The sequence below is a fragment of the Streptomyces sp. NPDC036764 genome, assembly GCF_055609385.1.
On sequence record NZ_JBVJPT010000004.1, the window covers coordinates 220,586 to 243,940 of the forward strand.

At 70.4% G+C, this 23,355-nt stretch carries 23 protein-coding genes; 15 read left to right on the forward strand and 8 right to left on the reverse strand.

Translation table 11 applies throughout. The annotated features are described in order from the left end of the window. The first annotated feature begins 165 nt into the window (after nt 1–165). A complete protein-coding gene (locus ACZ69Q_RS19175) occupies nt 166–834 on the forward strand; it encodes an HAD family hydrolase (protein WP_471043097.1) in 669 nt (222 codons plus the stop codon). 296 nt (nt 835–1,130) lie between these two features. Here ACZ69Q_RS19175 and ACZ69Q_RS19180 read toward each other — a convergent pair whose 3' ends face one another. Next, nucleotides 1,131–2,060 carry a peptidoglycan-binding domain-containing protein gene (locus ACZ69Q_RS19180; protein WP_471043099.1) on the reverse strand — a complete coding sequence of 310 codons (930 nt, stop codon included), beginning with the start codon at nt 2,058–2,060 and terminating at the stop codon, nt 1,131–1,133. Between the two features lie 290 nt (nt 2,061–2,350). Here ACZ69Q_RS19180 and ACZ69Q_RS19185 point away from each other — a divergent pair, with 290 nt between their 5' ends. After that, a complete protein-coding gene (locus tag ACZ69Q_RS19185) occupies nt 2,351–4,420 on the forward strand; it encodes an MDR family MFS transporter (RefSeq protein ID WP_471043101.1) in 2,070 nt (689 codons plus the stop codon). Nucleotides 4,421–4,885: 465 nt separating this feature from the next. On the opposite strand, the gene ACZ69Q_RS19190 is transcribed toward ACZ69Q_RS19185, so the two are convergent. Further along, on the reverse strand, nt 4,886–5,539 hold the full coding sequence (locus tag ACZ69Q_RS19190; protein WP_471043102.1) for a dihydrofolate reductase family protein: 654 nt from the start codon (nt 5,537–5,539) through the stop codon (nt 4,886–4,888). A 142-nt stretch (nt 5,540–5,681) separates the two neighbouring features. On the opposite strand from ACZ69Q_RS19190, the gene ACZ69Q_RS19195 reads away from it, so the two are divergent. Together ACZ69Q_RS19195 and ACZ69Q_RS19200 are read left to right on the forward strand one after the other, a co-directional pair. Continuing rightward, nucleotides 5,682–6,245 carry a hypothetical protein gene (locus tag ACZ69Q_RS19195; protein ID WP_471043104.1) on the forward strand — a complete coding sequence of 188 codons (564 nt, stop codon included), beginning with the start codon at nt 5,682–5,684 and terminating at the stop codon, nt 6,243–6,245. A 5-nt stretch (nt 6,246–6,250) separates the two neighbouring features. Next, a complete protein-coding gene (locus ACZ69Q_RS19200; RefSeq protein ID WP_471043107.1) occupies nt 6,251–6,547 on the forward strand; it encodes a hypothetical protein in 297 nt (98 codons plus the stop codon). On the opposite strand, the gene ACZ69Q_RS19205 is transcribed toward ACZ69Q_RS19200, so the two are convergent. Further along, entirely contained in the window at nt 6,536–6,967 is a 432-nt protein-coding gene (locus tag ACZ69Q_RS19205) for a DnaJ family domain-containing protein (protein WP_471043109.1), read from the reverse strand. The genes ACZ69Q_RS19200 and ACZ69Q_RS19205 overlap by 12 nt on opposite strands. 98 nt (nt 6,968–7,065) lie before the next feature. Between ACZ69Q_RS19205 and ACZ69Q_RS19210 the strand changes: the two genes are divergently transcribed. Then, nucleotides 7,066–7,458, forward strand: coding sequence for a hypothetical protein (locus ACZ69Q_RS19210; protein ID WP_471043111.1), 393 nt, complete (start codon nt 7,066–7,068; stop codon nt 7,456–7,458). A gap of 12 nt (nt 7,459–7,470) precedes the next feature. Here ACZ69Q_RS19210 and ACZ69Q_RS19215 read toward each other — a convergent pair whose 3' ends face one another. Together ACZ69Q_RS19215 and ACZ69Q_RS19220 are read right to left on the reverse strand one after the other, a co-directional pair. Further along, nucleotides 7,471–8,142 carry an O-methyltransferase gene (locus ACZ69Q_RS19215; protein ID WP_471043112.1) on the reverse strand — a complete coding sequence of 224 codons (672 nt, stop codon included), beginning with the start codon at nt 8,140–8,142 and terminating at the stop codon, nt 7,471–7,473. Nucleotides 8,143–8,236: 94 nt separating this feature from the next. Then, nucleotides 8,237–9,352, reverse strand: coding sequence for a DUF2330 domain-containing protein (locus tag ACZ69Q_RS19220; protein ID WP_471043115.1), 1,116 nt, complete (start codon nt 9,350–9,352; stop codon nt 8,237–8,239). Nucleotides 9,353–9,640: 288 nt separating this feature from the next. Between ACZ69Q_RS19220 and ACZ69Q_RS19225 the strand changes: the two genes are divergently transcribed. Beyond that, the gene (locus tag ACZ69Q_RS19225; protein WP_471043118.1) at nt 9,641–11,695 is read left to right on the forward strand and encodes a bifunctional glycosyltransferase 87/phosphatase PAP2 family protein; all 2,055 of its coding nucleotides are present in this window, start codon (nt 9,641–9,643) and stop codon (nt 11,693–11,695) included. Here ACZ69Q_RS19225 and ACZ69Q_RS19230 read toward each other — a convergent pair. Further along, on the reverse strand, nt 11,649–13,283 hold the full coding sequence (locus ACZ69Q_RS19230; protein WP_471043119.1) for a hypothetical protein: 1,635 nt from the start codon (nt 13,281–13,283) through the stop codon (nt 11,649–11,651). The genes ACZ69Q_RS19225 and ACZ69Q_RS19230 overlap by 47 nt on opposite strands. 323 nt (nt 13,284–13,606) lie before the next feature. Here ACZ69Q_RS19230 and ACZ69Q_RS19235 point away from each other — a divergent pair, with 323 nt between their 5' ends. The 7 genes from ACZ69Q_RS19235 to ACZ69Q_RS19265 all read left to right on the forward strand — a co-directional run bounded on the left by ACZ69Q_RS19235 (nt 13,607) and on the right by ACZ69Q_RS19265 (nt 20,352). Beyond that, nucleotides 13,607–14,770 (forward strand): ATP-binding protein, encoded by a 1,164-nt coding sequence (locus ACZ69Q_RS19235; RefSeq protein ID WP_471043121.1) that lies wholly within the window; start codon nt 13,607–13,609, stop codon nt 14,768–14,770. Then, a complete protein-coding gene (locus tag ACZ69Q_RS19240) occupies nt 14,767–15,168 on the forward strand; it encodes a roadblock/LC7 domain-containing protein (RefSeq protein ID WP_471043123.1) in 402 nt (133 codons plus the stop codon). The genes ACZ69Q_RS19235 and ACZ69Q_RS19240 overlap by 4 nt, the downstream gene beginning before the upstream one ends. Next, nucleotides 15,165–15,542: a DUF742 domain-containing protein gene (locus ACZ69Q_RS19245; protein ID WP_471043126.1), complete on the forward strand. Its 378-nt coding sequence runs from the start codon at nt 15,165–15,167 to the stop codon at nt 15,540–15,542. Before ACZ69Q_RS19240 ends, ACZ69Q_RS19245 begins: the two co-directional genes overlap by 4 nt. Continuing rightward, nucleotides 15,517–16,122, forward strand: a complete 606-nt coding sequence (locus tag ACZ69Q_RS19250; protein WP_471043128.1) for a GTP-binding protein — start codon at nt 15,517–15,519, stop codon at nt 16,120–16,122. The genes ACZ69Q_RS19245 and ACZ69Q_RS19250 overlap by 26 nt, the downstream gene beginning before the upstream one ends. Next, on the forward strand, nt 16,119–17,453 hold the full coding sequence (locus tag ACZ69Q_RS19255; RefSeq protein ID WP_471043130.1) for a cytochrome P450: 1,335 nt from the start codon (nt 16,119–16,121) through the stop codon (nt 17,451–17,453). Before ACZ69Q_RS19250 ends, ACZ69Q_RS19255 begins: the two co-directional genes overlap by 4 nt. A 298-nt stretch (nt 17,454–17,751) precedes the next feature. Beyond that, complete coding sequence (locus tag ACZ69Q_RS19260) at nt 17,752–18,888, forward strand: tryptophan dimethylallyltransferase family protein (RefSeq protein ID WP_471043133.1); 1,137 nt, start codon at nt 17,752–17,754, stop codon at nt 18,886–18,888. Between the two features lie 87 nt (nt 18,889–18,975). Beyond that, nucleotides 18,976–20,352: a tryptophanase gene (locus ACZ69Q_RS19265; RefSeq protein ID WP_471043135.1), complete on the forward strand. Its 1,377-nt coding sequence runs from the start codon at nt 18,976–18,978 to the stop codon at nt 20,350–20,352. Here the strand turns inward: ACZ69Q_RS19265 and ACZ69Q_RS19270 are convergent. Continuing rightward, nucleotides 20,293–20,796, reverse strand: coding sequence for an ATP-binding protein (locus tag ACZ69Q_RS19270; RefSeq protein ID WP_471043136.1), 504 nt, complete (start codon nt 20,794–20,796; stop codon nt 20,293–20,295). The genes ACZ69Q_RS19265 and ACZ69Q_RS19270 overlap by 60 nt on opposite strands. Before the next feature lie 92 nt (nt 20,797–20,888). Here ACZ69Q_RS19270 and ACZ69Q_RS19275 point away from each other — a divergent pair, with 92 nt between their 5' ends. Both ACZ69Q_RS19275 and ACZ69Q_RS19280 read left to right on the forward strand, forming a co-directional pair. Beyond that, a complete protein-coding gene (locus ACZ69Q_RS19275; RefSeq protein ID WP_471043138.1) occupies nt 20,889–21,737 on the forward strand; it encodes a helix-turn-helix domain-containing protein in 849 nt (282 codons plus the stop codon). Beyond that, on the forward strand, nt 21,697–21,894 hold the full coding sequence (locus tag ACZ69Q_RS19280) for a DUF397 domain-containing protein (RefSeq protein WP_471043139.1): 198 nt from the start codon (nt 21,697–21,699) through the stop codon (nt 21,892–21,894). Before ACZ69Q_RS19275 ends, ACZ69Q_RS19280 begins: the two co-directional genes overlap by 41 nt. Nucleotides 21,895–21,994: 100 nt before the next feature. On the opposite strand, the gene ACZ69Q_RS19285 is transcribed toward ACZ69Q_RS19280, so the two are convergent. Next, nucleotides 21,995–23,164 carry a steroid 3-ketoacyl-CoA thiolase gene (locus ACZ69Q_RS19285; RefSeq protein WP_471043141.1) on the reverse strand — a complete coding sequence of 390 codons (1,170 nt, stop codon included), beginning with the start codon at nt 23,162–23,164 and terminating at the stop codon, nt 21,995–21,997. Nucleotides 23,165–23,355 lie beyond the last annotated feature (191 nt).

Consider the following 23,355-nt stretch of genomic DNA (forward strand, 5'->3'; position numbering starts at 1 on the left):
CTGTCGGTGAACGGTTTCTGGAGGCGGTGGCGCGATCGGGGATCGGTTTTGTACCGTGGAGGAACAAAGTGGCTCCCGCCCGTTTTCCCTGACCGGCGGGCGGGGCCACCTTGTCCCTCCGGGGGCCACCCCTGTACCCCCGGGCCCCTCGCCTTGGAGTTGCCGATGACGGCCACCGCCGCGCCCACCGTGATCACCGCCCGTGCCCTCCTGCTCGACATGGACGGCACCCTCGTCAACTCGGACGCCGTCGTGGAGCGGATCTGGCGTCGCTGGGCCGAGCGGCACGGGCTGGACGGCGACGACGTGATGAAGGTCGTGCACGGGCGTCAGGGGTACGCCTCGATGGCGCTGCTGCTGCCCGACCGGCCGATGGAGCAGAACCACGCGGACAACGCGCGCATGCTCGCCGAGGAGACGGCGGATGTGGACGGCGTCGTGCCGATTCCCGGGGCGCCGGAGTTTCTGGCCTCTCTGCGGGGGCTGCCGCATGCGCTGGTGACGTCGGCCGACGTTCCGTTGTCCACGGCGCGGATGGCTGCGGCCGGGCTGGCGCTGCCGGACGTGCGGGTGACCGCGGAGTCGGTGGGCGCCAGCAAGCCCGACCCCGAGGGCTTTCTGAAGGGGGCCGCCGAGTTGGGGGTCGCGCCGGCGGACTGTGTGGTGTTCGAGGACTCGGGGGCCGGTATCGAAGCGGGGCGCTCCGCGGGGATGCGGGTTGTGGGGGTCGGGGCGCGGGCCGGTTTTCATGGGCCGGATGTGCTGGTGACGGACCTGCGGCAGGTTCGGGTCGAGGCGGTGGCCGGGGGCGGGATTCGGTTGGTCATCGCCTGAGGGGTTGGTGCGGACGGTTCGATGGCGGGTGCGGGCCGGTGGGGGCCGTTCGCGCAGTTCCCCGCGCCCCTGAAGGCCGGCCTCGCGACCGCCGATTCAGGGTGCACTTCCCGGCGCTCCTGAAGGTCGGCCTCGCGGCCGCCGATTCAGGGTGCACTTCCGGGCGCTCCTGAAGGTCGGCCTCGCGGCCGCCGACCCAGGGGCGCGGGGAACTGCGCGATCAGCCACGGGCGGGCCGCAGCCGCCGACGGACCCGAGGGTCCGGGCTCTGCGGCGCACGGTCCCGCAGCGCAGCGCTACGGCTCCGTCGTTTCTGACTCCAGCCGCTCCCTGGTCTGCAGGTCGTACACCCCGTAGTCCTCCGGCTGGACGCCCCGCGCCCACTGGTACCGGGCGACCGCTTCCTCGACGCCCTCGTTGTAGTTGCCCTTGGCCTGCCTCGTGTACAGGCCGAGCTGGGTCAGGCGGAGTTCGAGTTCGGTGACCTCGGGGCCCCGGTCGCCCCGGCTCAGGACCGGGGGCGTGGGCTGGCGTTCGGCGGGGGACTCCTGCTCGGAGCCGGCCGCCGCCTCGGTCGTCGAGGGGGTCTTCGTCGGCTCCGTCGACGGGGTGGGGGTCGGGGACGCCGTCGACCGGGTCGGGGACGGCGATGAGGTCGGGCTCTGCGTCGGTGACGCGGAGGTCGCAGGCGGCGCCGGCTCGGTCGCCGTCTCGGTCGGGGCGAGGGTGGTCTCCGACTCGCTGCCCGACGGGACCGGGACGCTCACCCGTACGTCTTCCGGGAGCGCCGTCTTCCGGGACGGTGCCTCGTAGCTGAACACTCCGCTCGCCAGGCCCGCCGCCGTCATCACGGCCACCAGTGCTCCGCCCACGCCCAGCAGGATCGCGCGGCGGTGCCGGGAGGCTGTACTCCGTGTGTCGTCCCCGTCGTCCCAGTCGCCTTCGTCGGCCGGAGTCGTCGTCGACTCGAAGAGGTTCAGGTCCCGGGCGCTCGGTGTCGTCACATCGGACGCCAGCGGGGTCGGGAGCGTCGGGGCCGGAGACGGAGGCGGAGGCGGAGAGAGGGTTGGGAGCGGGGGCGGCTGGGTCGGGTCTATCGGGCGGAGCTGCATCGTTTCGGCGGGGTTGTCGCCCTCCAGTTCCACGTATGGCCGTATGCGCAGTGGATCGAAGTCCTCCGCCGCTGCCGCCTCCGCCGTACGGGCGTCTCTGAGGGCCTCGGACACGCGCTCGCCGCAGCCGCACGACGGGGTGTTGTCGGTCGCCCTCGGCGCACCGCACTCCGGGCAGAGATGACCATTCGGGCTACCCGGGTCCTGTGGACCCTTCGCTCCCCCGGTGCCCCTCGGCTCTGTCACGCGTTCGTCCCTCCCTCGCGAACTCCCCAGATTATGCAGACGTTCCTCACGCTCTCTCCTCAAGCCCCCGGAAGGGGAGCTTCCAATGGGACTCGACAGGCCATAACGGGGCACAGCGATCACGATGGAGGGGGTAACGAGACCTACGGGAGGTCTTCATGGCCGGGGACGCGCACGGTATGACGGGAAATGTGCGTGACGCACAGCCCCCGGATCGGCGCGCCGCGGCGCACGAGAACGTGCCCGGCAACGTCCTCGTGTCCATCGGCGCGCTGCTTCTGGGGATGCTGCTCGCCGCGCTCGACCAGACGATCGTGTCCACCGCGCTGCCCACGATCGTCAGCGACCTCGGAGGACTGGAGCATCTTTCCTGGGTCGTGACGGCGTATCTGCTGGCGTCCACGGCCGCCACGCCGCTGTGGGGCAAGCTCGGTGACCAGTACGGGCGGAAACGGCTCTTCCAGATCGCGATCGTGATCTTCCTCGTCGGGTCCGCCCTGTGCGGCATGGCGCAGGACATGGCTCAGCTCATCGCCTTCCGGGCCCTTCAGGGCGTCGGGGGCGGCGGGCTGATGGTGCTGTCCATGGCGATCGTCGGGGACATCGTGCCGCCGCGTGAACGAGGGCGGTACCAGGGGCTGTTCGGTGCCGTGTTCGGGGCGAGCAGTGTGCTCGGGCCGCTGCTCGGCGGGGTGTTCACGGAGCATCTGAGCTGGCGGTGGGTCTTCTACATCAACCTTCCCGTCGGAGCCGTCGCCCTCGTCGTCATCGCCGCCGTGCTGCGGATCCCGCACAAGGCGACCCGTCATGTCATCGACTACCTCGGTACGTTCCTCATCGCGTCCGTCGCCACGTGTCTGGTGCTGGTGGCGTCCCTCGGCGGGACGACCTGGGACTGGTGGTCGGTACAGATCGTCGGGCTGGCGCTGCTCGGGGTGGTGCTCGCCGTCGCGTTCGTGACGGTGGAGCGGGGGGCCGCGGAACCCGTTCTGCCGCTGCGGCTGTTCCAGGTGCGGACCTTCACGCTGTCCGCGGTCATCAGCTTCATCGTCGGGTTCGCCATGTTCGGCGCGATGACCTATCTGCCGACGTTCCTCCAGGTCGTGCAGGGCATCAGCCCGACCCTGTCCGGTGTGCACATGCTGCCGATGGTCGTCGGCATGCTGCTGGCGTCCACCGGGTCCGGGCAGATCGTCAGCCGTACCGGGCGCTGGAAGGTGTTCCCGATCGCCGGGACCGGGGTCACCGCGGTGGGGCTCTTGTTGCTTCATCAGCTAGAGGCGGACAGCTCCACCTGGGCGATGAGCGTCTACTTCTTCGTCTTCGGGCTGGGGCTCGGGCTGGTCATGCAGGTGCTCGTGCTGATCGTGCAGAACGCCGTGTCGTACGGGGATCTCGGCGTCGCGACGTCCGGGGCGACGTTCTTCCGGTCGATCGGGGCCTCGTTCGGGGTCGCGATCTTCGGCACGATCTTCGCGAACCGGCTGGACGACAATCTCGCGGAGGCCTATCGGGGGGTGCGGCTGCCCGAGGGTGTCTCGCTGGAGGGGCTGGAGGCGGATCCTCGCGGGATCGCCGAACTGCCGAGTGGGCTGCGGCCGGCGGCGCTGGAGGCGTACGCGTCCTCGATCACGGATGTCTTCCTGTACGCAGCGCCGGTCGCGTTGGTCGGGTTCGTGCTGGCCTGGTTCCTGCGGGAGGACAAGCTGCGCGGGTCGGTCACGGCACCCGATGTCACCGAGACGCTGGCCAGTAATCCCGTCGAGCGGTCGTCGTACGACGAGGTGTGCCGGGCGTTGTCGGTGCTGGGGACTCGGGAGGGGCGGCGGGAGGTGTACCGGACGATCACCGAGCGGGCGGGGTACGACCTGTTGCCGGCCGCTAGTTGGCTGTTGCTGCGGATCAAGCGGTACGGGTGGGTGGAGCCGGGGGTGCTTGCCGAGAAGAGTTATGTGCCGTTGCCGGTGATCCTGGATGCGGCTCGGCAGGTGGAGGGGCGGCGGCTCGCTGTCCGTGAGGGTGTCGATCTCGTGCTGAGCGACAGGGGGCGGGAGGTTGCCGAGCGGCTGGCTCGGGTTCGTGAGGAGTCGTTGGCGGAGTTGCTGGGGGACTGGTGGGGGCCGGATCGGCCGACTGATCTGGCTCAGCTCGTCAAGGAGCTGAATGAGGAGTTGTGCGGGTCGGAGCGGGAGCAGCCGGGTGGCTCCGGCGGTGGGGGTGTGCGTTGATGCCGGTGGTTGTGCGCGTGGCGCCAACGGTTCGGTGGGTGGGTCGGGGCCGTGCCAGGGGGTGTCCGTCCTCGGTCGGGCGGTTACTGTCGGGCAGGGAGGCCGCCGTCTCTTGACGCCCGCCGCTGCGGGCGGACACCCCCCGGCACGTCCCCTTACGCCGTACGCGGGTGCTGCGCCAGCCCCGGCACGGTTCCTTGGCGCCGTACGCGGGTGCGGCGCCATCGCCGGCACGGTTCCTTACGCCGTGGGCGGCCGCAGTTGCGTCTCGGTGCAGGCCGCCTGCCACGCCGCCAGGGGCGCGGGGAACTGCGCGACCAGCCACGACGGACCCGCAGACGCCGGACGTGGTCGAGGCCCGCGGCCCCCCTCGTGGTGCAGGCCGCCTGCAACCCCCTAGGGGCGCGGGGAACTGCGCGAACAGCCACGACGGACCCGCAGACGCCGTACGAGGGTGCTGCTCCGTCAGGTGGTCAGGTCCCGGCGGGTGAACGTCAGATGGGTTACTCCGCTGGGGGAGGAGACGGCCTCGATTCCGTAGTCCTGTTCGATGCCCTCCAGGCCGTCCCAGAGGCGTTGGCCTCGGTTCAGGAGGATCGGGGTCACCGCGAGGTGCATGTGGTCGATGAGCCTGGCGGACAGGAAGTCGCGCAGGAGGGTGACTCCGCCGCCGATGCGTACGTCCTGGTCGCCGGCGGCCTTGCGGGCCGCTGCCAGGGCTTCGGCGGGGGTGGCGTCGAGGAAGTGGAACGTCGTGCCGCCCTCCATCTCGATCGACGGGCGCGGGTGATGGGTGACGATGAAGGTCGGGGTGTGGAAGGGCGGGTTGGGGCCCCACCAGCCCTTCCAGTCCGGGTTCTCGTGCCATCCGGGCGGGCCGAACTTTCCGGAGCCCATGATCTCGGCGCCGATGCCCGGCGTGAACTGCCGTACGAAGACGTCGTCGAGGCCGCGGGTTCCGCCGGGCTCGCCGATCCTCTCGTGCCACCAACGGGTGGCGAACATCCACTCGTGCAGCCGTTCGCCGGCGTGGCCGAACGGAGCGTCCTGGCTCTGGCCCTCGCCGGTGCCGAAGCCATCGAGGGAGATGGAGAAGTTGTGGACTCGCACCAGTGACATGGCTGGGGATTCCTTTCGCGTGCGGGGCGTGGGTTCAGTGGCTTTCATTGATGACGTCGATCGGGGAGGCGCCGGATCGACACGCCGGGAAGACTGATTTCCGTGGCCGTTTGAGGAGGCACTTCAGGGCAACCCGGCACCCATGTCCACAGGCGTGATCGTTCTGATCGTGATTGCGGCGGCCGTCGTACTGCTCGGCGTTGTCGCCATGGCCCTGCGCACCCGCGGTGCGCAGGGCGGCCGGGGTCTGAGGCGGCGCTTCGGGCCGGAGTACGAGCGGGCCGTGGCCCGGCACGGCGGCGACGCCGGGGCCGCCGAGCGTGAGCTCGCGCAGTTGGTGGAGCGGCATGGCGGGCTGCGGGAGCGTCCGTTGGAGCCGACCGAGGCCGAGCGGTTCGAGGCGCGCTGGGCCGCGGCCCAGGAGCACTTCGTCGACGCGCCCCGGGAGGCGGTCGGCGAGGCGGACCGGCTGCTCGGCGACGTGGCGCGGGCCCGGGGCTTCCCGGACGGGGAGCGGCACGACGAGCAGGTCTCCGCTCTCTCGGTCCACCATGCCGAGCATGTGCAGGGGTATCGGCACATCCATGAGGTCGCCCGGGCGGACGGCGCCGACACGGAGGAGATGCGCGCGGCGATGCTCGAAGGGCGGGCGCTCTTCGAGGAACTGGTACGGGCGTCCGAACAGCGGCACGCGGGGAGGAGTTGACGCAGATGACCGACGTCACCGAGGAGACCCCGCTGCTCACGCGCGAGGAGTGCGACCGGCTGGAACTCAGGGTGCAGGAAGCCGTGGCGCACTTCGTCGACCGGCCCCGGGACGCCGTCCAGGAGGCCGACCGCGTGGTCGAGGACATCGTCGGACGGTTCACCGAGGCCATGGTTCAGCGGCGGCGCACGCTGCGTACGGCCTGGCAGTCCGAGGACGAGAGCGAGAAGGCCGATACCGAGCGGCTGCGGCTCGCCCTGCGCGACTACCGCGAGCTGGCCGAGCGGCTGCTACGCGTCTGACACATCCGTCTCGCCCGCCGTCCGGCGCCTCTCCCGCCACTGCCGTACGACCTCTTCCACGTCGTACGGTTTGCGGCCCAGGGGAGGGCCGGGCGGCGGCTTCAGCAGCATGTCGCGGATCTTGGCGTTGACGTCCGTGATGATCTTCCGGACCGCGCGCTCCGACGGTGCCGCGTACGCCGCCGTCAGCGCGTCCTCCGCCTCCTTGCGCAGGGCCAGACCGGGCGGCAGGACCGACAGGCCCTCGCGGGCCATCTTGCGCTTGACCCACCACAGTTCGTCGTACGGGGCTTCCAGGTCGTTCGGCAGCGGTTCGCCCCTGCCGGGCAGTCTGTCGAAGTCGCCGCGCACCTGCGCGTCGTGGATCTGCTTGTCGACCCAGGACTCGAACGGGACACCGGGGGGCTTTCGCTCGGTCATGAGTTCATTGTGCCGGACGCGATGGTGCCGGGCGATTTATCATGCGGCGTCGGCGGCCAAAACGGCCGCTGTACATGGACGTTTCAGGAGGGGCGCTCGTGCTCGAACTCACCATGGCCGCCGTGTCCGCGGCGGACGAGGGTGCCACGGCCGGCATGCTCATGGCCGACGCGCCCAGCGAGCCGGGCGCCGTGCTGCGGGTGGGCCGCGACAAGTCGGTGTGCCGGCTCTCCACGCCGGACGACTGGCTGTTCATCTCCCGGGTCCACCTCGAGTTCCTGTGCGGGCCCGACGGCGGCTGGCAGGTGTCCTGGCTGCGCGGCTCGCAGGCCGACCCGTCCTCCGAGGTGCGGCTGACCGTGGGGGAGTACGCCCAGCCGATCGCCTACGGCGGGACCGTACCGCTGCCCAGGGGCGGCAGCGGCGAGATCGTCATCCACGACCGCACCGCCCCCCGCAGCGTCAACGTCGGCTTCTATCACGAGGCCTGAGCCCCGGCGGGGCTAAGCCAGCACCCGCGCCAGCGCGAAGCCGTCGTAGCCCTTGCCGCCCACCGTCTGGACCGCCGTGCCGCTCAACCTCGGGTGGCTGCCGATCAGTTCGATGGCGGCACGGGTGCCCCGCACGTCCGGCGCGTCGCTGTCCGTCTCGACGACCCGGCCGCCGCGCACCACGTTGTCGACGACGATCAGGCTGCCCGTGCTCGTCAGCCGCAGCGCCCAGTCGACGTAGTGGGGGTTGTTCGCCTTGTCGGCGTCGATGAAGACCAGGTCGAAGGGGGCCGGGTTCTCGTCGGCCAGTTTGGGCAGCGACTCCAGGGCCGGGCCGACCCGGACCTCGACGATCTTGTCCAGGCCGGCGCGCGCGATGTTGCGGGAGGCGACCTCGGCGTACTTGGCGTTGTACTCCAGCGAGATCAGGCGGCCGTCGGCGGGCAGCGCGCGGGCCATCCAGATGGTGCTGTAGCCGCCCAGGGTGCCGATCTCCAGGATGTTGCGGGCGCCCTGGATCTCGGCGAGGAGCTGAAGCAGCTTGCCCTGCGTCGCGGTGACGCTGATGGCCGGCAGTCCGGCCGCCTCACTGTCGCGCAGGGCCGCCCGGAGGATCTCGTCGTCGGGTGAGAGGTGGGCGGAGAAGTACTCGTCGACGTCGTCCCAGAGCTGCGACTCGCTCATCGCCTTGCCTTTCGTATGGCTGGTCGGAAGCGCCGGTGGGCGCCCCTGACTATCCGTCCCCCGTCCCGGAGGCGGGAATTCCAGGATGGTGGATTCAGCCGGTCGGCGCAGGCGGCTCGGGAAGGCGGGACCGGGCGCGTCGTACGGCGAGCACGAACCCCGTCGCCACGGCCGCGGCGAGGGCCGCGGTCACTGTCAGCAGCCAGAGGGGGACGCCGGCCACCGTGCGCAGCCGGTCCGCGTAGATCACCTGCCGGAAGGTGTCGTCGGCCGTAGCCCGGCGCAGCTCGTGGTCGCCGGAGATGCGCTCCGGGTACGGGAACTCCTGGCCGATCGCCGTCAGGAACGGCGCTCCCGCCGCCAGCTCCGCCAGCGGGCCGGTCCGCGCCGTCACCCGTCCGGCGTAGGTGACACGAGGGCGTTCCCCGCCGATCCGGGACACCGGTTCCATCCGGTGCGCGGCGAGCACGTACAGGCCCAGGGACTGCGGGGTCGTGGCCAGCCGGGACAACCGCATCGGGTAGACCGGCTCGTCGGTGCGGAAGGTGAGGTGCAGCGGATCCAGGGCGCCGGTGAGGGCCGTCCCGTCGGTCCCCGGGGTCAGCTTCACGGCCACGTACTCCCAGCGCTTGTCGACGTACGGCCGCAGGGCAGCCGTCAGGCGGGCCGGCAGGGCGAAGCCGTTGCCGTCCAGCCAGTCGTCCAGCGCGGCCGGGTCGGTGGCCGTCAGCCGGGCCACCTCGAAGGGGCCGAGCCGCTGCCGGCCGACGACGCCCACGGGCGGTGCGGCGCCGGCGCGGGGCGGCGGGGCGCCCGCGGTGTCGTCGCCTGCCACCAGGGGCCAGTCGCCGTCCTGCGGCCAGAAGTGGTACCGGGTGCGGTGCGCGGGGGCGGTGACGTCCTGCAGCTCGTCGAACAGGCCGGGGTCGCCGAGGCGGACCGTCGCCCGCTCGGGCACCGGCATGATCCAGGCGACGCGCTCGGCGTCCCCGTCGACGGTCAGGCGCATCACGATCTGCTCGCGCGCCCCGTCCCAGCGGACCACGGACTCCTCACGGCCGACGGCCACCCGCCGTGCGTCGCTGGGCACCATGGCGCCGCAGCCGCACGCCCACGCGGGCGCCGCGAGCTGGCCGAGCTGGAGGGCGAGCAGCGCCAGGACGACGGTGAGAGCCCGCGCCCGGGCCCCTGCCCGCAGTAGGTCCGCCATCGCGTCCGGTCCCTCCGTCCCAGCCACCCTGCCCACGCCAGGGCTTCAGACGCTACGGCGGATGATCCGGTTCCGTGGCCGGAGCGGTCCGAAGTGAGCCACGCCGCGCCCACCGGAGGCGTCCGAATCCCCCTCCGACTATCGTCATCCGGGCAAAAGGAGAGCGGACGTCAGGTGAATCACGGGTTGCCTGCGTCTCTCCCCGGAGTGGTGCGAGCCCTCCTGGGTTCGTGAAGACCTTGACGCATGGGACGCGTGGGACGAATCGGGGCGGGAGGCCGACGAGGCGTGGCGAATGCGGATCATGGTGGGCGACCGGCACAGGCGCTGGGAGCGACCGCCGTCGGCGCGGTCCGGGCGCGCGTACGCGCGGCTCGGCTCGGCCTGTGGCTGGTCGTCGCGATCCTCGCCGTACGCGAGGTGGCCGTCGTCCTCGGTACGCCGCGCGGGGAGCGGCTGACGGATCTGGAGACCTGGGTCGGGCCGGACGGCGTCCTGCATGTGAAGGGTTCGCTGTACGACTCGACGCAGTTCACCGGTACCCCGTTCGGCGGACTCGTCCTGAAACCGCTGACCCGCGCCGCCGAGCAGGCCCTCGGCTGGGGCTGGACCTTCGGCACCCTGCTGCTCGTCGTCGCCCTCGGCCTGGTCGCCGCCCGCGCCCTGCCGCAGCCGGTCGGCCGGCGCACCTCCCTGCTCGCCGCGCCCGTCGTGATCAGCCTGCTGATGCTGTCGCTGCCGGTGCGCAACACGCTCTACCTCGGCCAGACCAGCATCATGCCGGTCCTGCTCGTCCTGCTCGGCTGCTTCGCCGTGCGCGGCGAGCGGGCCAGCGGCGTGCTCATCGGCGTCGCCGCGGCCCTGCAGCCGACCCTGCTGCTGTTCACCCCGCTGCTGTGGTTCACCGGCCGGCGCCGGGCCGCGCTCTCCACGGGCGCCACGTTCGCCGCGTGCACGGCGGTCGCCTGGGTGGCGATGCCGAGCGACTCGTACACCTACTGGGTGCACCACATGGCGGGCGTCGGCCTCGGCGGCCGGGCCGACGACCTCGGCAACCAGTCCCTGCACGGCGCCCTGCTGCGGCTCGGGCTGACCGGGCCCCTGGAGATCGTCCTCTTCCTGCTGCTGGGCGCCGGCGTCGCCGCCCTCGCGGTGCGCCGTGCCGTGCGCTACGCCCACGACGGGCAGCTCCTGCTCGCCGTCGCCGTCACCGGTTGCGCGGCGATCGTCGTCTCGCCCACCGCCTGGCAGCACCAGCTCCTGTGGGTGCTGCTGGCGGTCGTCGGCCAGGTCGGCAGGCGGGCCTGCGACCGGTACGTCTGGCCGGTCGCGATCGTGCTGGTGATGACCCTGCCGGCCCGCATGATGGTGCCGGACAAGGTGATCCTGCACCCGCTGCGCGCCGACCTCGTCCTGCTCGCCGCCATCGCCACGGCGGCCGTCGTGCCGTTCCTGTCACGCACCTCGCCGTACTGGCAGACGCCTATCCCGACCCGGTACGCGGACAAGGTCCCCGCCCGCTTCCGGCACATCCCGCTGGTGCCGTTCCTGCGCCGGGTGATCAGCCGCCCGAACCTGCTCTTCGAGCTGCTGCTGATCCGGGTCACCTACTACGCCTACGCCCAGATCCGGCTGGCCGCGGCCGGCGGGTCGAACTCGGCGGGCCGGGTCACCGCCGAGGAGCACGGCGAGGAGATCCACTCCATCGAACGCGCCCTGGGCATCGACATCGAGCACTGGGCCAACCACGCGGTCGTGAAGGTCGACTGGCTGCGCGGCTTCTTCGACTTCTACTACGAGTCGTTCCACTTCGGCGTCCCGCTCGCGATCCTCGCCGTCCTCTACTGGCGCCGCCCCGTCGACTACCGCTGGGCGCGCAGCGCGATCGGCTTCGCCACCGTCTTCGCCCTGATCGGCTTCTGGCTCTACCCGCTCGCCCCGCCCCGCCTGATGCCTGGCCTCGGCTTCATCGACACGGTCCACGGCACGCAGGACTTCACCCGGCCCGACTACGGCACGCTGACCGAGCTCACCAACCAGTACGCGGCGATGCCGTCGCTGCACTTCGGCTGGTCCCTGTGGTGCGGCCTGGTCATCGTCATCCTCGCCCCGAGATGGTGGATGAAGGCCCTCGGCCTGCTGCACCCGCTGTTCACGGTCACCGCGATCGTCGTCACCGGCAACCACTGGGTGCTGGACGCGGTCGGCGGCGCGGCCGTGGTGGGCGCCGGCTTCCTGACGACGTACCTGTTCCAGGGCCCGCGCGCCAAGGCGGTGACGGCACAGGCCGAGAAGGTCAGCAGCGACTCCCCGGCTCCGGTGAGGGACCGTACTCCGAGCTGATCCGGTACTCGCCGGGCGCGGACACGGTGAGCCGGGTGAACTCGCCCTGCGGCGCCAGGCACCCGCCGCCGTCGGTGTGCAGCCACTTCGAGTGCGCGATGCGCACGGTGGCGCTGCCCGCCCGTGACATGCGGACGACGACGTCGACGCTGGACGTCGACACCACGGTCGCGGGCTCGCTCACCAGCGGCCGCGCGTCGCGCACCCGGAACACCCGCCAATGCGCGTCCTGCCACACCGGCTCCAGCCAGTCGGGTCGCCTCTCGCGCACCAGGCGCGCCTCGTCCTCGGCGTACCCGTCGGGCTTGCCCAGCGGCAGCACCACGAACCCGACGGCCCAGCGGTCCAGCCACGCCCGGTAGGTGGCCGGCGAGAAGGATCCGTCGTAGAACAGCCGGGCCCGCTCCATGTCGAGCTGGCGGTTCCAGCCGCGGGCCATGTTCACGTGCGGGGCGAGCCCGCTGGCCTCGCGGTGGTTGCGGGCCGGGACGACCTCGACGCGGGTGCGGTCGGCACCGAGGCGGTCCAGGGCGCGGACCACGCCGTGGGTCTCGGCGGCCCAGGCCGGCACGGTGGTGGAGACGTACAGGTCGTCGGCGGTCTTCTTGCCCACCCAGGCGACGGACAGGACCAGGGCGGTGATCAGCAGGTTCCGGCGCACCTTCGCGAGCTGCGGCTGGGCGAGCAGGACGGCGAGGAGCGCGGCGGGCGCGAACAGCTCGGCGAAGCGCTCGACGTTGGTGCCTATGGGGGAGGCGATGAGATACGTCAGGACGGTCCCCGCCGCGTAGACGGCACCGCTGACGCGGGCGACGCGCCAGGAGCGCGGGGCGAGAAACGTTACGGCCAGGCCCAGGAAGAAGGGCGGCCATATTCGCCCGGCGAACATGAGCTGCTCGCCCTTGAAGGGGAACAGCAGGGTGGTCGCGCCGACGGTGACGGCGGGCGGCAGGAGCAGGGCGAGGGCGCGGGGCCAGTCGCGGGTGACGAGGAAGGCGGCGCCCACGACCACCAGGAACAGCCCGGCCACGGGGCTGGCCATGGTCGCGAGGGCGGCGTAGGCGGCGGCGAGGACGATCCGCCGGTCACGGGTGAGCATCAGGCAGGCGGCGAGTCCGAAGGCGACGCCGAGCGCGAAGGTGGTGCGGCCGGAGGCCACGTTGCACCACAGGGCGAACGACGCGAGCAGGGCCGGGCCGAGGGGTCTTCGCAGTCCCGCGCGCTCCATGAGCACGGCCGCCAGCCAAGTGGCGGCGAGCCCGGAGACGACGGTGAGCGCCCGCACGCCGAGGGCGGCCATCAGATACGGCGATATCAGGCTGTAGTTGGCGGTGTGCGTGCCGCCGTACCAGAAAAGGTTGTAAGCGGAGTCACCGTGCCGGGCGGCGAATCCGGCCCAGGCGTACTGGGCCGCGAGGTCGCCGCCGCCGGTGGCCAGGAACGCCCACCAGATCGCGTACAGGGGAAGCGCGGGGAGCGTGGCGAGCAGCGGCACCCTGTGGCGGTGCCACAGGGTGCGCGGGAGCGACTGCTCGGCGGAGGACGCCGGGGGCGCGGGTCTGGTACGCGTGAGTTCGGCAGGGACCATGAAAACGAAGACGCCGTTCGGGGCCGGTTCGTTCATTGGCGGGGTCGGCCGCGGGTTACCAGGAGCGACAGGCGAGTACACGAATTCTTCATCTCCGGGCACCCGAATCTTCGCCAACTGACGGCAATGACCAGGTATTTGACGAAGCGTCAGTCAACTCCGGTGATATGCTCCGAGCACTTGCCAGGCAGGCCACAAGCCCCGAGGCGAAACGTCTCGGCGGCAAGGGCGAACCCCTGTCGGCGAGCCCTTGTGTACTGCCGCCGCCCGGTGCTACCGGGCGGGTTTCAGCAACGGGGCTTCTGTCGCTCGAAGAGAGTCTTATGACGCAATACGTGATGGATCCGGCGATCTGGGGGCTCGTTGTCGGTGCCCCTGCTGCGGCCACGATCATTGTTCGCCAGCAGAAGGCGATACGAAAGTTACGCAAGCGGAACGACGAGCTCAAGTCTTCGTACGTCGATCTGGAGGGCGGATACGACGCGATCGTCCGGCAGACCGAGGAACGGGCCGGCGAAGAGACCAAAACCGTGCTGAAGTCCGCGATGCGGACACTTCAGGGCCTTGCGGCCGAACAGCAGCTCGTCATCTCCAAACTGCAGAGCAAATACGGAGATTCACCGATTCTCCGGGATCTGCTGGAGATCGACCACATGAACTCGCAGTTCGGCAGGCGGGCGCAGTCCATCGCCGTTCTGTGCCAGGGCTGGCTCGGCCGGCAGCGTGACCCCGCCTCGGTCTACGACGTGATCCGCAGCGCGCAGGGGAGGATCCGCCACTACCAGCGGGTCGAGATCCTGTCGCAGGTGGACTACGCCGTCACCAGCCGTGCGGTCGAACCGATCGCCCTCGCGGTCGCGGAGCTGCTGGACAACGCCACCAGCTACTCGGCGCCCGAGACCGTGGTCGAGATCAACGTCCGGTCCGTGCCCAAGGGCATCTGCATCGTGGTCGACGACGCGGGTGTCGGCATGAACGAGGAGGAGAAGGCCAGGGCGGCGGAGCTGCTGTCCGGGGAACGCGCGGCGAGCGTCTCCGACCTGGGCAACCCTCCGCAGTTCGGTTTCGCGGTGATCGGCGCGCTCTGCGAGCGCTACGGCTTCACCGTCTCCGTCGACTCCACCTCTCCCTACGGAGGTGTCCGTGCGGTCGTACTCGTTCCGGAGGAGCTGTTGACCAGCATGCCGGAGCCCAAGATGCCGAACGCGGCCGTCCACGCCGACGCCCACGCGGACGGAGCCGGCGCCGACGCCCCGGCGACGACCACGACCGCCGACGGGCTGCCCAAGCGCCGGCGCAAGCAGCGGCCGATGGCCGTCGTCCCGAGCAGTCCGGGCACCCCGAGCTCACCGGGTCGCTCCACCGAGGAGACGGCCTCGATCATGAGCGCCTTCCAACGGGGGACCCAGACCGGCCGCGCCGCGCCCCTGGACGCGATGCGCGGGAGCCACGCTGACGGACGCAAGGGACCGGAGACCACCTCGTGAAGAACGACCTGTCATGGATGCTGGACAGTGCCCTGGAGATTCCCGGGGCGCTGCACGCGGTCCTGGTCTCGGCCGACGGTCTGCTGATGGCCCGCACCAAGGACCTCGGGCGGGACTCGGCCGACACCGTGGCCGCCGCGATGAGCGGTGTGCAGTCCCTCAGCCGGTCCCTGGGCTTCTTCTGCGACGGCGACAACATGCAGTGGCGCCAGACGCTGGTGGAGTTCGACGGCGGCTGGGTCTTCCTGATCTCCGCAGGCGAGGGCGCCTACCTCGCGGTCTCGGCGGCCCCCGACATCGACATGGCGGACATCACCTTCCGAATGCAGCAACTGGTCGGCCAGTTGGGCAAGGAACTGGCCACATCACCCCGTGAGGACATCGGCCACCGCTCATGACTGACAACACCCCCGAAGAGTCAGAAGCCGCAGAGTTAGTACGGCCGTACGTCATCACGCGCGGGCGCGCCCTGCCCGCCGAGGACAAGTTCTCCCTGATCACCCTTGTGACGACGGTCAGCGACGAGCGGCAGCGCCCCACGCGGCTCTCCCCCGAGGAGCAGCACGTCCTGGACATGTGCTCCGGCGGCTACCTCTCGGTCGCCGAGCTCGCCGGGCACACCCAGCTCCCTCTGGGTGTGCTCAAGATCCTCCTCAGCTCGCTGGCAGAGGGGGGATACCTGATCACCCGAGCGCCCGTGCCCCGGGCGCGTCTCGTCGACCAACAGCTTCTCCAGGAGGTGCTGGATGGACTCCAAGCGCGTTTTGGATGAGGACGCCTACGTCCGGGGCGGCGCGGCGCAGACGGCGGTGAAGATCCTGGTCGTCGGGCACTTCGCCGTCGGCAAGACCACCTTCATCGGCACCATCTCCGAGATCCCCCCGCTGTCCACCGAGGAGAACATGACTCGGGTGGCGGAGGCGATAGACGACCTCAAGGGCGTGCGGAGCAAGACCACCACCACGGTCGCCATGGACTTCGGGCGGCTGACGATCAGCGACCATGTGGTGCTCTATCTGTTCGGCACGCCCGGTCAGCAGCGGTTCATCCAGATCTGGGAGGACATGGCGCGCGGCGCCCTGGGTGCCCTGGTCCTGGTGGACCCCGAACGGCTGGCGGACTCCTTCGCCGTGATCGACCTGATCGAGCAGTACGGCCTGTCCTACGCCATCGCCGTGAACCGCTTCGACCACACCCCCGAACGCACCGAAGCGGCCCTGCGGGAAGCGCTCGACCTGCTGCCGGACACCCCCGTCGTCGTAATGGACGCACGTGACGAGAATTCATCGGCGCAGGCGCTGATCACTCTCGTTCGCTACCTACAGGAACGCGCCGCTCTGGAGCACGCATGACCAGCGAAGACTTCCCCGTCCCGCCGCCCGGGTGCCCAGCGCACGGCAGCGGGCAACGGATACCCATGTACACGGCGGAGTTCGCCGCCGACCCGCAGGCCTACTACGACTACATGCGCCACCACGGCCCGACGGCCCCCGTCGAGCTGGCGCCGGGCGTGGAGGCGACCCTCGTCACGGACTACGCGGCGGCGCTCGACCTGCTGCAGAACCCGGGCGACTTCCGCAAGGACCCCCGCCGTTGGCGCGACCTCAACGAGGGCCGGATCAGCCCGGACAGCCCCGTCCTTCCGCTGCTCGGCCCCCGGCCCACCTGCATGTTCACCGACGGCGCCGAGCACCTGCGGCTGCGCCAGGCCGTCACCGAGAGCTTCGCCCGGGTCGACAGCCACCGGCTGAGCGTGAACGTCGACCGGATCGCGCACTACCTCCTCGCCCAGTTCAGCACCCGCGGCTCCGCCGACCTGCTCAACGACTACGCCAAGCAGCTCCCGCTGTTCGTCTTCAACGAACTGTTCGGCTGCCCGGCGGAGATCGGCGACCGGGTCATGTTCGGCGTCTCCGGCATCTTCGACGGCATCAACGCCGAGCGGGCCAACGAGGTCCTCATCCAGGCCGTGGCCGAACTGGTCGCGCTGAAGCGGTCCCGGCCCGGCGACGACGTCACCTCATGGCTGATGCAGCACCCGGCCAAGCTGGACGACGCGGAGATGATCCACCAGTTGGTGCTGCTGATCGGCGCCGGCGCGGAACCGCTGCGCAACCTCATCGCCAACACCGTGCACCTGCTGCTGACCGAGGACCGGTACGCACAGAACGGGCTGTTGGAAGAGGCGCTGGACGACACCCTGTGGCACAACCCGCCCATCTCCAACTACGCGCCGCACTACCCGGCCAGGGACATGGAGTTCGCCGGCGGCAAGCTCAGCGCCGGCGATCTGGTGCTGGTCGGCTTCCAGGCCGCCAACGCCGCCTCGGCGCGCTCCGCGACAGGGAAGTCCAGCAACCGGGCCCACCTCGCCTGGAGCGCGGGGCCGCACGCCTGCCCCTCCAAGGAGCCGGCCCGCCTCATCACCCTCGCGGCGATCGAGCACCTCTTCAACGAGCTGCCCGACGTCGAACTCGCCGTCCCGGAGGAGAGCCTGACCTGGCGGCCCGGCCCCTTCAACCGCGCCCTGGCGCAGTTGCCGGCCCGCTTCACCCCGACCACCCCGCGCCGTTCGGTGCAGCCCCAGCCGTCCCAGGCGGCTCAGGAGTCTGCTGCCGACACCGCCTCGAACAAGGAACGCGGAGGGCTGTGGAGTTCCTTCCTGAAGTGGGTCAGGGCGTAATCCCTGCTTCCGGATGCGTGACACAGGTAACAGGCAACTGCCCCTGGCAACTGCATGAACGTTAAAGCGCCGGGGTATGACTGCGCAGGGTATCTGAGTCGTCACATGATGAAGGAGGGGCTGTGGAGTTCAACCCCGCTGCCACTCGCGCCCAGCGCCCCGTCACCCGGTCGTTCCACACGTTCGTTCAGGAGAAGGACTTCCACATAGGCCTCATAGGCGTCCAAGCAGAATGGCCCAACGGCCGGATACCCGCCTTCACCGGCGGGTATCTTTTTGCGCCTGCCCGGGAGGTCCGGTGAGTACGGCGAGTACGGCGCCGGTCACCGACGCACCGGTCACCTACGAGTACAGCCCCACACTCGCCGATCACGTCGTCGGCCAACTGCTGCGCCTGGGCTCGGTCGTGGGCTCGCCGGCCGCCGAGTCGGCGCTGTACGCGCACATCGTCCTGGAGTCACTCGGGGACGCGTCCGGCCGCTCGCTCTCGCTGCCGCCGGCCACGCCCAGTTTCATTTCCGACGATCACACGCCGGTCGAGTTCTCCCTGGCCTTCCGTCCGGGCGCGGCCCCCGGCCTGCGCGTCCTGGTGGAACCCGGCTGCACCGCAGGTGACTTGGCGGACAACGGCCGCCAAGGGCTCGCCGCCATCCGGGAGATGGCCCGTCGCTGGGACTTCTCCACCGGCCAGCTCGACCGCCTCGAAGACCTGTTCCTGCCCTCGAACCCGCAAGGCCACCTGGCCCTTTGGTACGCGCTGGAATTACGTCCCGGTGGCGTCCCCGGCGTGAAGGTCTACCTCAACCCCGCCGCCGCCGGATCCGAACGGGCCACGGCCACCGTGCGGGAGGCACTGCACCGACTCGGTCACCGGCAGGCGTTCGAGACCCTGCCCGACACGACCGGGTACCCCTTCGTCGCCCTGGACCTCGGCACCTGGGACACACCCCGGGTCAAGGTCTACACCGCGCATCCGCGCCTCGCGGCATCCGAGGCGTACGCACTGAACCGCGCGCAGCCCGGCCCGGCACGCGAGGACGTGGAGGCCTTCTTCCACCTCGCCGCGTATGGGCGCCCGCCCGCAGGGGCGGGAGGCAGGCCGGAGCAACGACTGGAGCGGCGGCCCGCGCTGACCTGCCACTCGTTCACCGACACCGCGTCCGGCCGGCCGAGCGGGTTCACCCTCCACGTCCCGGTCCGTGACTACGTCAGGGACGACGAGGAGGCGCTCGCCCGCGCCACCGCCGTGCTGACCCACTTCGGCATGGACCCCTCGATACTGCGCCGCGCCCTCGCCGCCCTCAGTACGCGGCAACTGTCCGACGGCGTCGGCCTGATCGCCTATCTCGCCCTGGCGCACGAGCGCGACCGCAGCCCCCGCATCACCGCGTACGTCTCCTCGGAGGCCTATGCGGTGCGTCCCCCCGCGCAGTGATCCGCGCGTCGTAAGAAAGCCCGCGCAGCGTCACAAGGCCGCCCGCGCAGTATCGCAATGCCCGCGCAACATCAGAAAGAAGGAGCCGTGGAGCCCTACCGGATCAAGGTCGTCGAGCCGATCCCCCTCACCACCCCCCAGCAGCGTGAGGAAGCCCTGCGACGGGTCTCCTACAACCTGTTCGACCTGCGTGCCGACGAGGTCACCATCGACCTGTTGAGCGACTCGGGTACCGGTGCGATCTCCGCCGCCCAGCTCTCCGCCGGCATGAACGGCGACGAGTCCTACGCCGGCTCCCGGTCGTTCTACCGCTGGCACGAGACCGTCAGCGAACTCACCGGCTATCCGCACCTCCTGCCCGCCCACCAGGGCCGCGCCGCCGAACGCATCCTGTTCACCTCGCTGCTCACCCCGGGCAGCACCGTGGTGTCCAACACGCACTTCGACACCACCCGCGCCAATGTGGAACTCGTCGGCTGCCAGGCCCGGGACATTCCCTGCCCGGAGGCCAAGGACCTCGACAGCCCGCACCGCTTCAAGGGCAACATCGACCTGCAGGCGCTGGAGCAGATTCTCCAGAACGCGCAGGAGTCCCCGGTGGCCGCCGTGGTGATGACCATCACCAACAACGGCGGCGGTGGACAGCCGGTCTCGATGGAGAACCTGCGCCAGACCGCCGACCTGTGCCGCCGCCACGGCGTCCCCATGATTCTCGACGCCGCGCGGTTCGCCGAGAACGCCTGGCTGGTGACCCGTCACGAGCCCGGCTACCAGGACCGCACCCCGCGCCAGGTCGCCGAGGAGGCCTTCCGCCTCGCGGACGGCTGCATCATGAGCGCCAAGAAGGACGGCATCGTCCACATCGGCGGCTTCATCGGCCTCAAGGACCCCGAGCTCGCCCAGAAGTGCGAGCGCCTCCTCATCGCGACCGAAGGGTTCGCCACCTACGGCGGCCTCGCCGGACGCGACCTGGACATGATGGCCCAGGGCCTGCTGGAGGTCACCGAGCCCTCATACCTGGCGGAGCGCGCCGACATCGCAGGCCACCTCGCCCAGCGCATCCGGGACGCGGGCGTCGACATCGTCGAGCCGGCCGGCCTGCACGCCCTGTACCTCAACGCCGGGCGGCTGCTGCCCCACATCCCGCCCCACCAGTACCCCGGCCACTCCCTGGCCTGCCAGCTCTACCTGCGCGGCGGCATCCGGTCGGCGGAGCTGGGATCCCTCTACCTCGGCGAGGAGGACGAGCACGGCAACCCGATCAAGTCGGCGCCGTACGAGCTGGTACGCCTCGCCCTGCCCCGCCGGGTCTACACGCGCAGCCACTACGACCACGTCGCGCAGACCCTGGCGGACATAGCCAAGGACCCCAGCTCGGTGCACGGTTACCGCATCACCGAGCAGTCACCGATCCTCCGCCACTTCAGCATCAAGCTGGAGCCCGCCAAGGCCCACGGCTCCTGACGCCACACCGGTGAGTCCCGACCGTGTGGTTCCGCACTCGAACCACACGGTCTTGCCGTTCCGTCGCCCGGCGGCGTCCACGCCCCACTTGTCGGCCACGGCGTCCAGCAGGAGCAGCCCGCGACCGTCCTCGGCGTCCGTCGACAACTCTCCTGTCAGGCTGGGCAGTCGCTCGCACCCGTCCGACACCTCCACCCGCACCCCCGACGGCTGCCGCAGCACCAGCACCTCGCACCGGCGGTCCGGAACATGCCGTACGACGTTGGCGACCAGCTCGGTCACGCCCAGTTCCACGGCGTCGGTCAGTTCGCGCATCTCCCACTCGCCGAGCAGCGAGCGCACGATGGCGCGGATGTGCCGCGCCGAGTGGTCACCGGCGGTGAGGCGCAGACGGTACTGGAGGCGGAAGGGCGCCAGGTGGGTGGGGGGAAGGTATCCGTTCACGCTACGAGCCTGACCTGGCACGACTACTTTGGGCTACGGAACGGATACAACGGGTCCCGGAGTGGGCCCAGTTGCGTGAGAGGGAGCTCTGCGTGACCCACATCAACACCCTCGACCCGGGCGCCTCGCCACTCGACTACTACGGCTTCGAACTGCGCCGCTACCGCGAGGAGGCCGGGCTGACCCAGAAGAAGCTGGGGGACATCGTCTACTGCACCGGCTCCCTGGTCGGCCAGATCGAGACGGCCAGAAAGCTGCCGACACTGCCGTTCAGCGAACGGGCGGACATCGCGCTGGGGACGGGTGGGTTGCTGTCCCGGCTGCACGAGCTGGTGATGCGCAGTCAACTTCCGGCCTGGTTTCAGCAGGTGGCCGAGCTGCAAGCGCGAGCCATCGAGATCTGTTCGTTCGAGACTCAGATGGTGCACGGCCTGCTCCAGACCAGGGCCTACGCGAGTGCTGTGCTGGGCGTCCTCGACAAGACCGACATTGGTGACCGCACCGCTGTACGGCTGGCTCGTCAGCGCATCTTTGGGAAGCAGGAACCCCCGGTCTTCTGGGCCATCCTCAGCGAAGCCGCACTGTGCCAGGAGATGGGCGGCCGGGCCGCCATGCGGGAACAACTCGCCCACCTTTTGTCCTTCGAGGGCAACCCCCGGATCAACATCCAGGTGCTGCCGTTCTCGGCAGGTGCGCATGCGGGACTGCAAGGCTCGTTCGACGTCTGCCGATTTGAGAGCGACCCGACCATCGTCTACACGGAGGGCTATGGCAGCGGGCATCCGACCGCCAACCCGGACACCGTCAAGGACTGCTCGCTCCGTTACGATCATCTGCAAGCCGCCGCCCTGTCCATCAAGGACTCGGCGGATCTGATTCGGCGTGTGATGGAGGAACGTTATGGAGAGCACCGAGATGCTGACGGCGATCCAGTGGCGTAAGTCCAGCTACAGCGGTGACCAGGGCGGCAACTGCGTCGAGATCGCCGAAACGACCGTCTCCGTCGCCATCCGCGACTCCAAGAACACGGCGGGACCGATCCTCACCCTCGACCCCGCCGCGTTCACCACGTTCATCGACTGGGCGGCGGACAACTAAGCGGACCGGTGAGCTGCGGTTCGGCAGCGCCGCCCAGGGGCGCGGGGAACTGCGCGACCAGCCACGACGGCGCCGCAGCCGAACTAGAGGGGACCCGAGGCTACAGCCGCTGAATGATCGTACCCGTGGCAAGCCCCCCGCCCGCGCACATCGTCACCAGCGCGAACTCCTTGTCCGCCCGCTCCAGTTCGTGAAGCGCGGTCGTGATCAGCCGGGCCCCGGTGGCCCCCACCGGGTGCCCGAGGGCGATCGCACCGCCGTTGACGTTGACCTTCTCCAGGTCCTGCTCGAAGACCTGCGCCCAGCTCAACACCACGGACGCGAAAGCCTCGTTGATCTCGACCAGGTCGATGTCCTTCAGGGACATCCCGGCCTTGCCCAGCACGGCCTTGGTCGCGTCGATCGGCCCGTCGAGGTGGAAGTGCGGGTCGGAGCCCACGAGGGCCTGGGCCACGATCCGGGCCCGGGGTCGCAGCTTCAGGGCGCGAGCCATCCGCTTCGACGCCCACATGATCGCCGAGGCGCCGTCGCTGATCTGCGACGAGTTGCCCGCCGTATGAACGGCCGTCGGCATGACGGACTTGAGCCCCGCCAGCGCCTCCATGGACGTGTCGCGCAGGCCCTCGTCCTTGTCGACCAGGCGCCACATGCCCTGCCCGGCGCGCTGTTCGTCCTCGGTCGTCGGGACCTGGACGGCGAACGTCTCCCGCTTGAAGCGCTCCTCGGCCCAGGCGGCGGCCGCCCGCTCCTGCGAGACGAGCCCGAGTGAGTCGACGTTCTCCCGGGTCAGCCCCCGGTGGCGGGCGATGCGCTCGGCCGCCTCGAACTGGTTGGGCAGGTCGACGTTCCACTCGTCGGGGAACGGCTTGCCGGGCCCGTGCTTGGAGCCCGACCCCAGCGGCACCCGGGACATCGCCTCGACGCCGCAGCTAATGCCGACGTCGATGACGCCCGCCGCGATCATGTTGGCGGTCATGTGCGAGGCCTGCTGGGAGGAGCCGCACTGGCAGTCGACGGTCGTCGCCGCCGTCTCGTAGGGCAGGCCCATGGTCAGCCAGGCCGTGCGCGCGGGGTTCATGGACTGTTCGCCGGCGTGGGTCACCGTGCCGCCGACGATCTGCTCGACGCAGTCGGCGGGGATGCCCGTGCGGCCCAGGAGTTCGCGGTAGGTCTCGCCCAGGAGATAGGCGGGGTGGAGGTTGGCGAGCGCGCCGCCGCGCTTGCCGATGGGGGTGCGCACTGCTTCGACGATCACGGGTTCGGCAGCCATGGGTGCGGTGTCCTCTCGGCTCTCCTCGGCTTTCCGCCAGAACTAGTACGTGTTCTAGTTCCCCTTGCAGTCTGCTGACGTGATGTCGGTCACCGCAAGGGTCGTGCACGCTCCGGAGTCTTGATCTGCGGAGATCTGCACGAATTCCGCACGGGATTGGGGGTGCCGCGCCTCTTGCCACTTGTAGAACC

What these genes read in the sequence shown, in the direction of transcription:
- ACZ69Q_RS19280 (WP_471043139.1), top strand. Translation starts at nt 21,697, where the DNA reads ATGGAGAGCACCGAGATGCTGACGGCGATCCAGTGGCGTAAGTCCAGC.
- ACZ69Q_RS19230 (WP_471043119.1), bottom strand. Translation starts at nt 13,283, where the DNA reads ATGGTCCCTGCCGAACTCACGCGTACCAGACCCGCGCCCCCGGCGTCC.
- ACZ69Q_RS19175 (WP_471043097.1), top strand. Translation starts at nt 166, where the DNA reads ATGACGGCCACCGCCGCGCCCACCGTGATCACCGCCCGTGCCCTCCTG.
- ACZ69Q_RS19185 (WP_471043101.1), top strand. Translation starts at nt 2,351, where the DNA reads ATGGCCGGGGACGCGCACGGTATGACGGGAAATGTGCGTGACGCACAG.
- ACZ69Q_RS19200 (WP_471043107.1), top strand. Translation starts at nt 6,251, where the DNA reads ATGACCGACGTCACCGAGGAGACCCCGCTGCTCACGCGCGAGGAGTGC.
- ACZ69Q_RS19245 (WP_471043126.1), top strand. Translation starts at nt 15,165, where the DNA reads ATGACTGACAACACCCCCGAAGAGTCAGAAGCCGCAGAGTTAGTACGG.
- ACZ69Q_RS19190 (WP_471043102.1), bottom strand. Translation starts at nt 5,539, where the DNA reads ATGTCACTGGTGCGAGTCCACAACTTCTCCATCTCCCTCGATGGCTTC.
- ACZ69Q_RS19285 (WP_471043141.1), bottom strand. Translation starts at nt 23,164, where the DNA reads ATGGCTGCCGAACCCGTGATCGTCGAAGCAGTGCGCACCCCCATCGGC.
- ACZ69Q_RS19195 (WP_471043104.1), top strand. Translation starts at nt 5,682, where the DNA reads ATGTCCACAGGCGTGATCGTTCTGATCGTGATTGCGGCGGCCGTCGTA.
- ACZ69Q_RS19250 (WP_471043128.1), top strand. Translation starts at nt 15,517, where the DNA reads ATGGACTCCAAGCGCGTTTTGGATGAGGACGCCTACGTCCGGGGCGGC.
- ACZ69Q_RS19220 (WP_471043115.1), bottom strand. Translation starts at nt 9,352, where the DNA reads ATGGCGGACCTACTGCGGGCAGGGGCCCGGGCGCGGGCTCTCACCGTC.
- ACZ69Q_RS19255 (WP_471043130.1), top strand. Translation starts at nt 16,119, where the DNA reads ATGACCAGCGAAGACTTCCCCGTCCCGCCGCCCGGGTGCCCAGCGCAC.
- ACZ69Q_RS19235 (WP_471043121.1), top strand. Translation starts at nt 13,607, where the DNA reads ATGACGCAATACGTGATGGATCCGGCGATCTGGGGGCTCGTTGTCGGT.
- ACZ69Q_RS19205 (WP_471043109.1), bottom strand. Translation starts at nt 6,967, where the DNA reads ATGACCGAGCGAAAGCCCCCCGGTGTCCCGTTCGAGTCCTGGGTCGAC.
- ACZ69Q_RS19215 (WP_471043112.1), bottom strand. Translation starts at nt 8,142, where the DNA reads ATGAGCGAGTCGCAGCTCTGGGACGACGTCGACGAGTACTTCTCCGCC.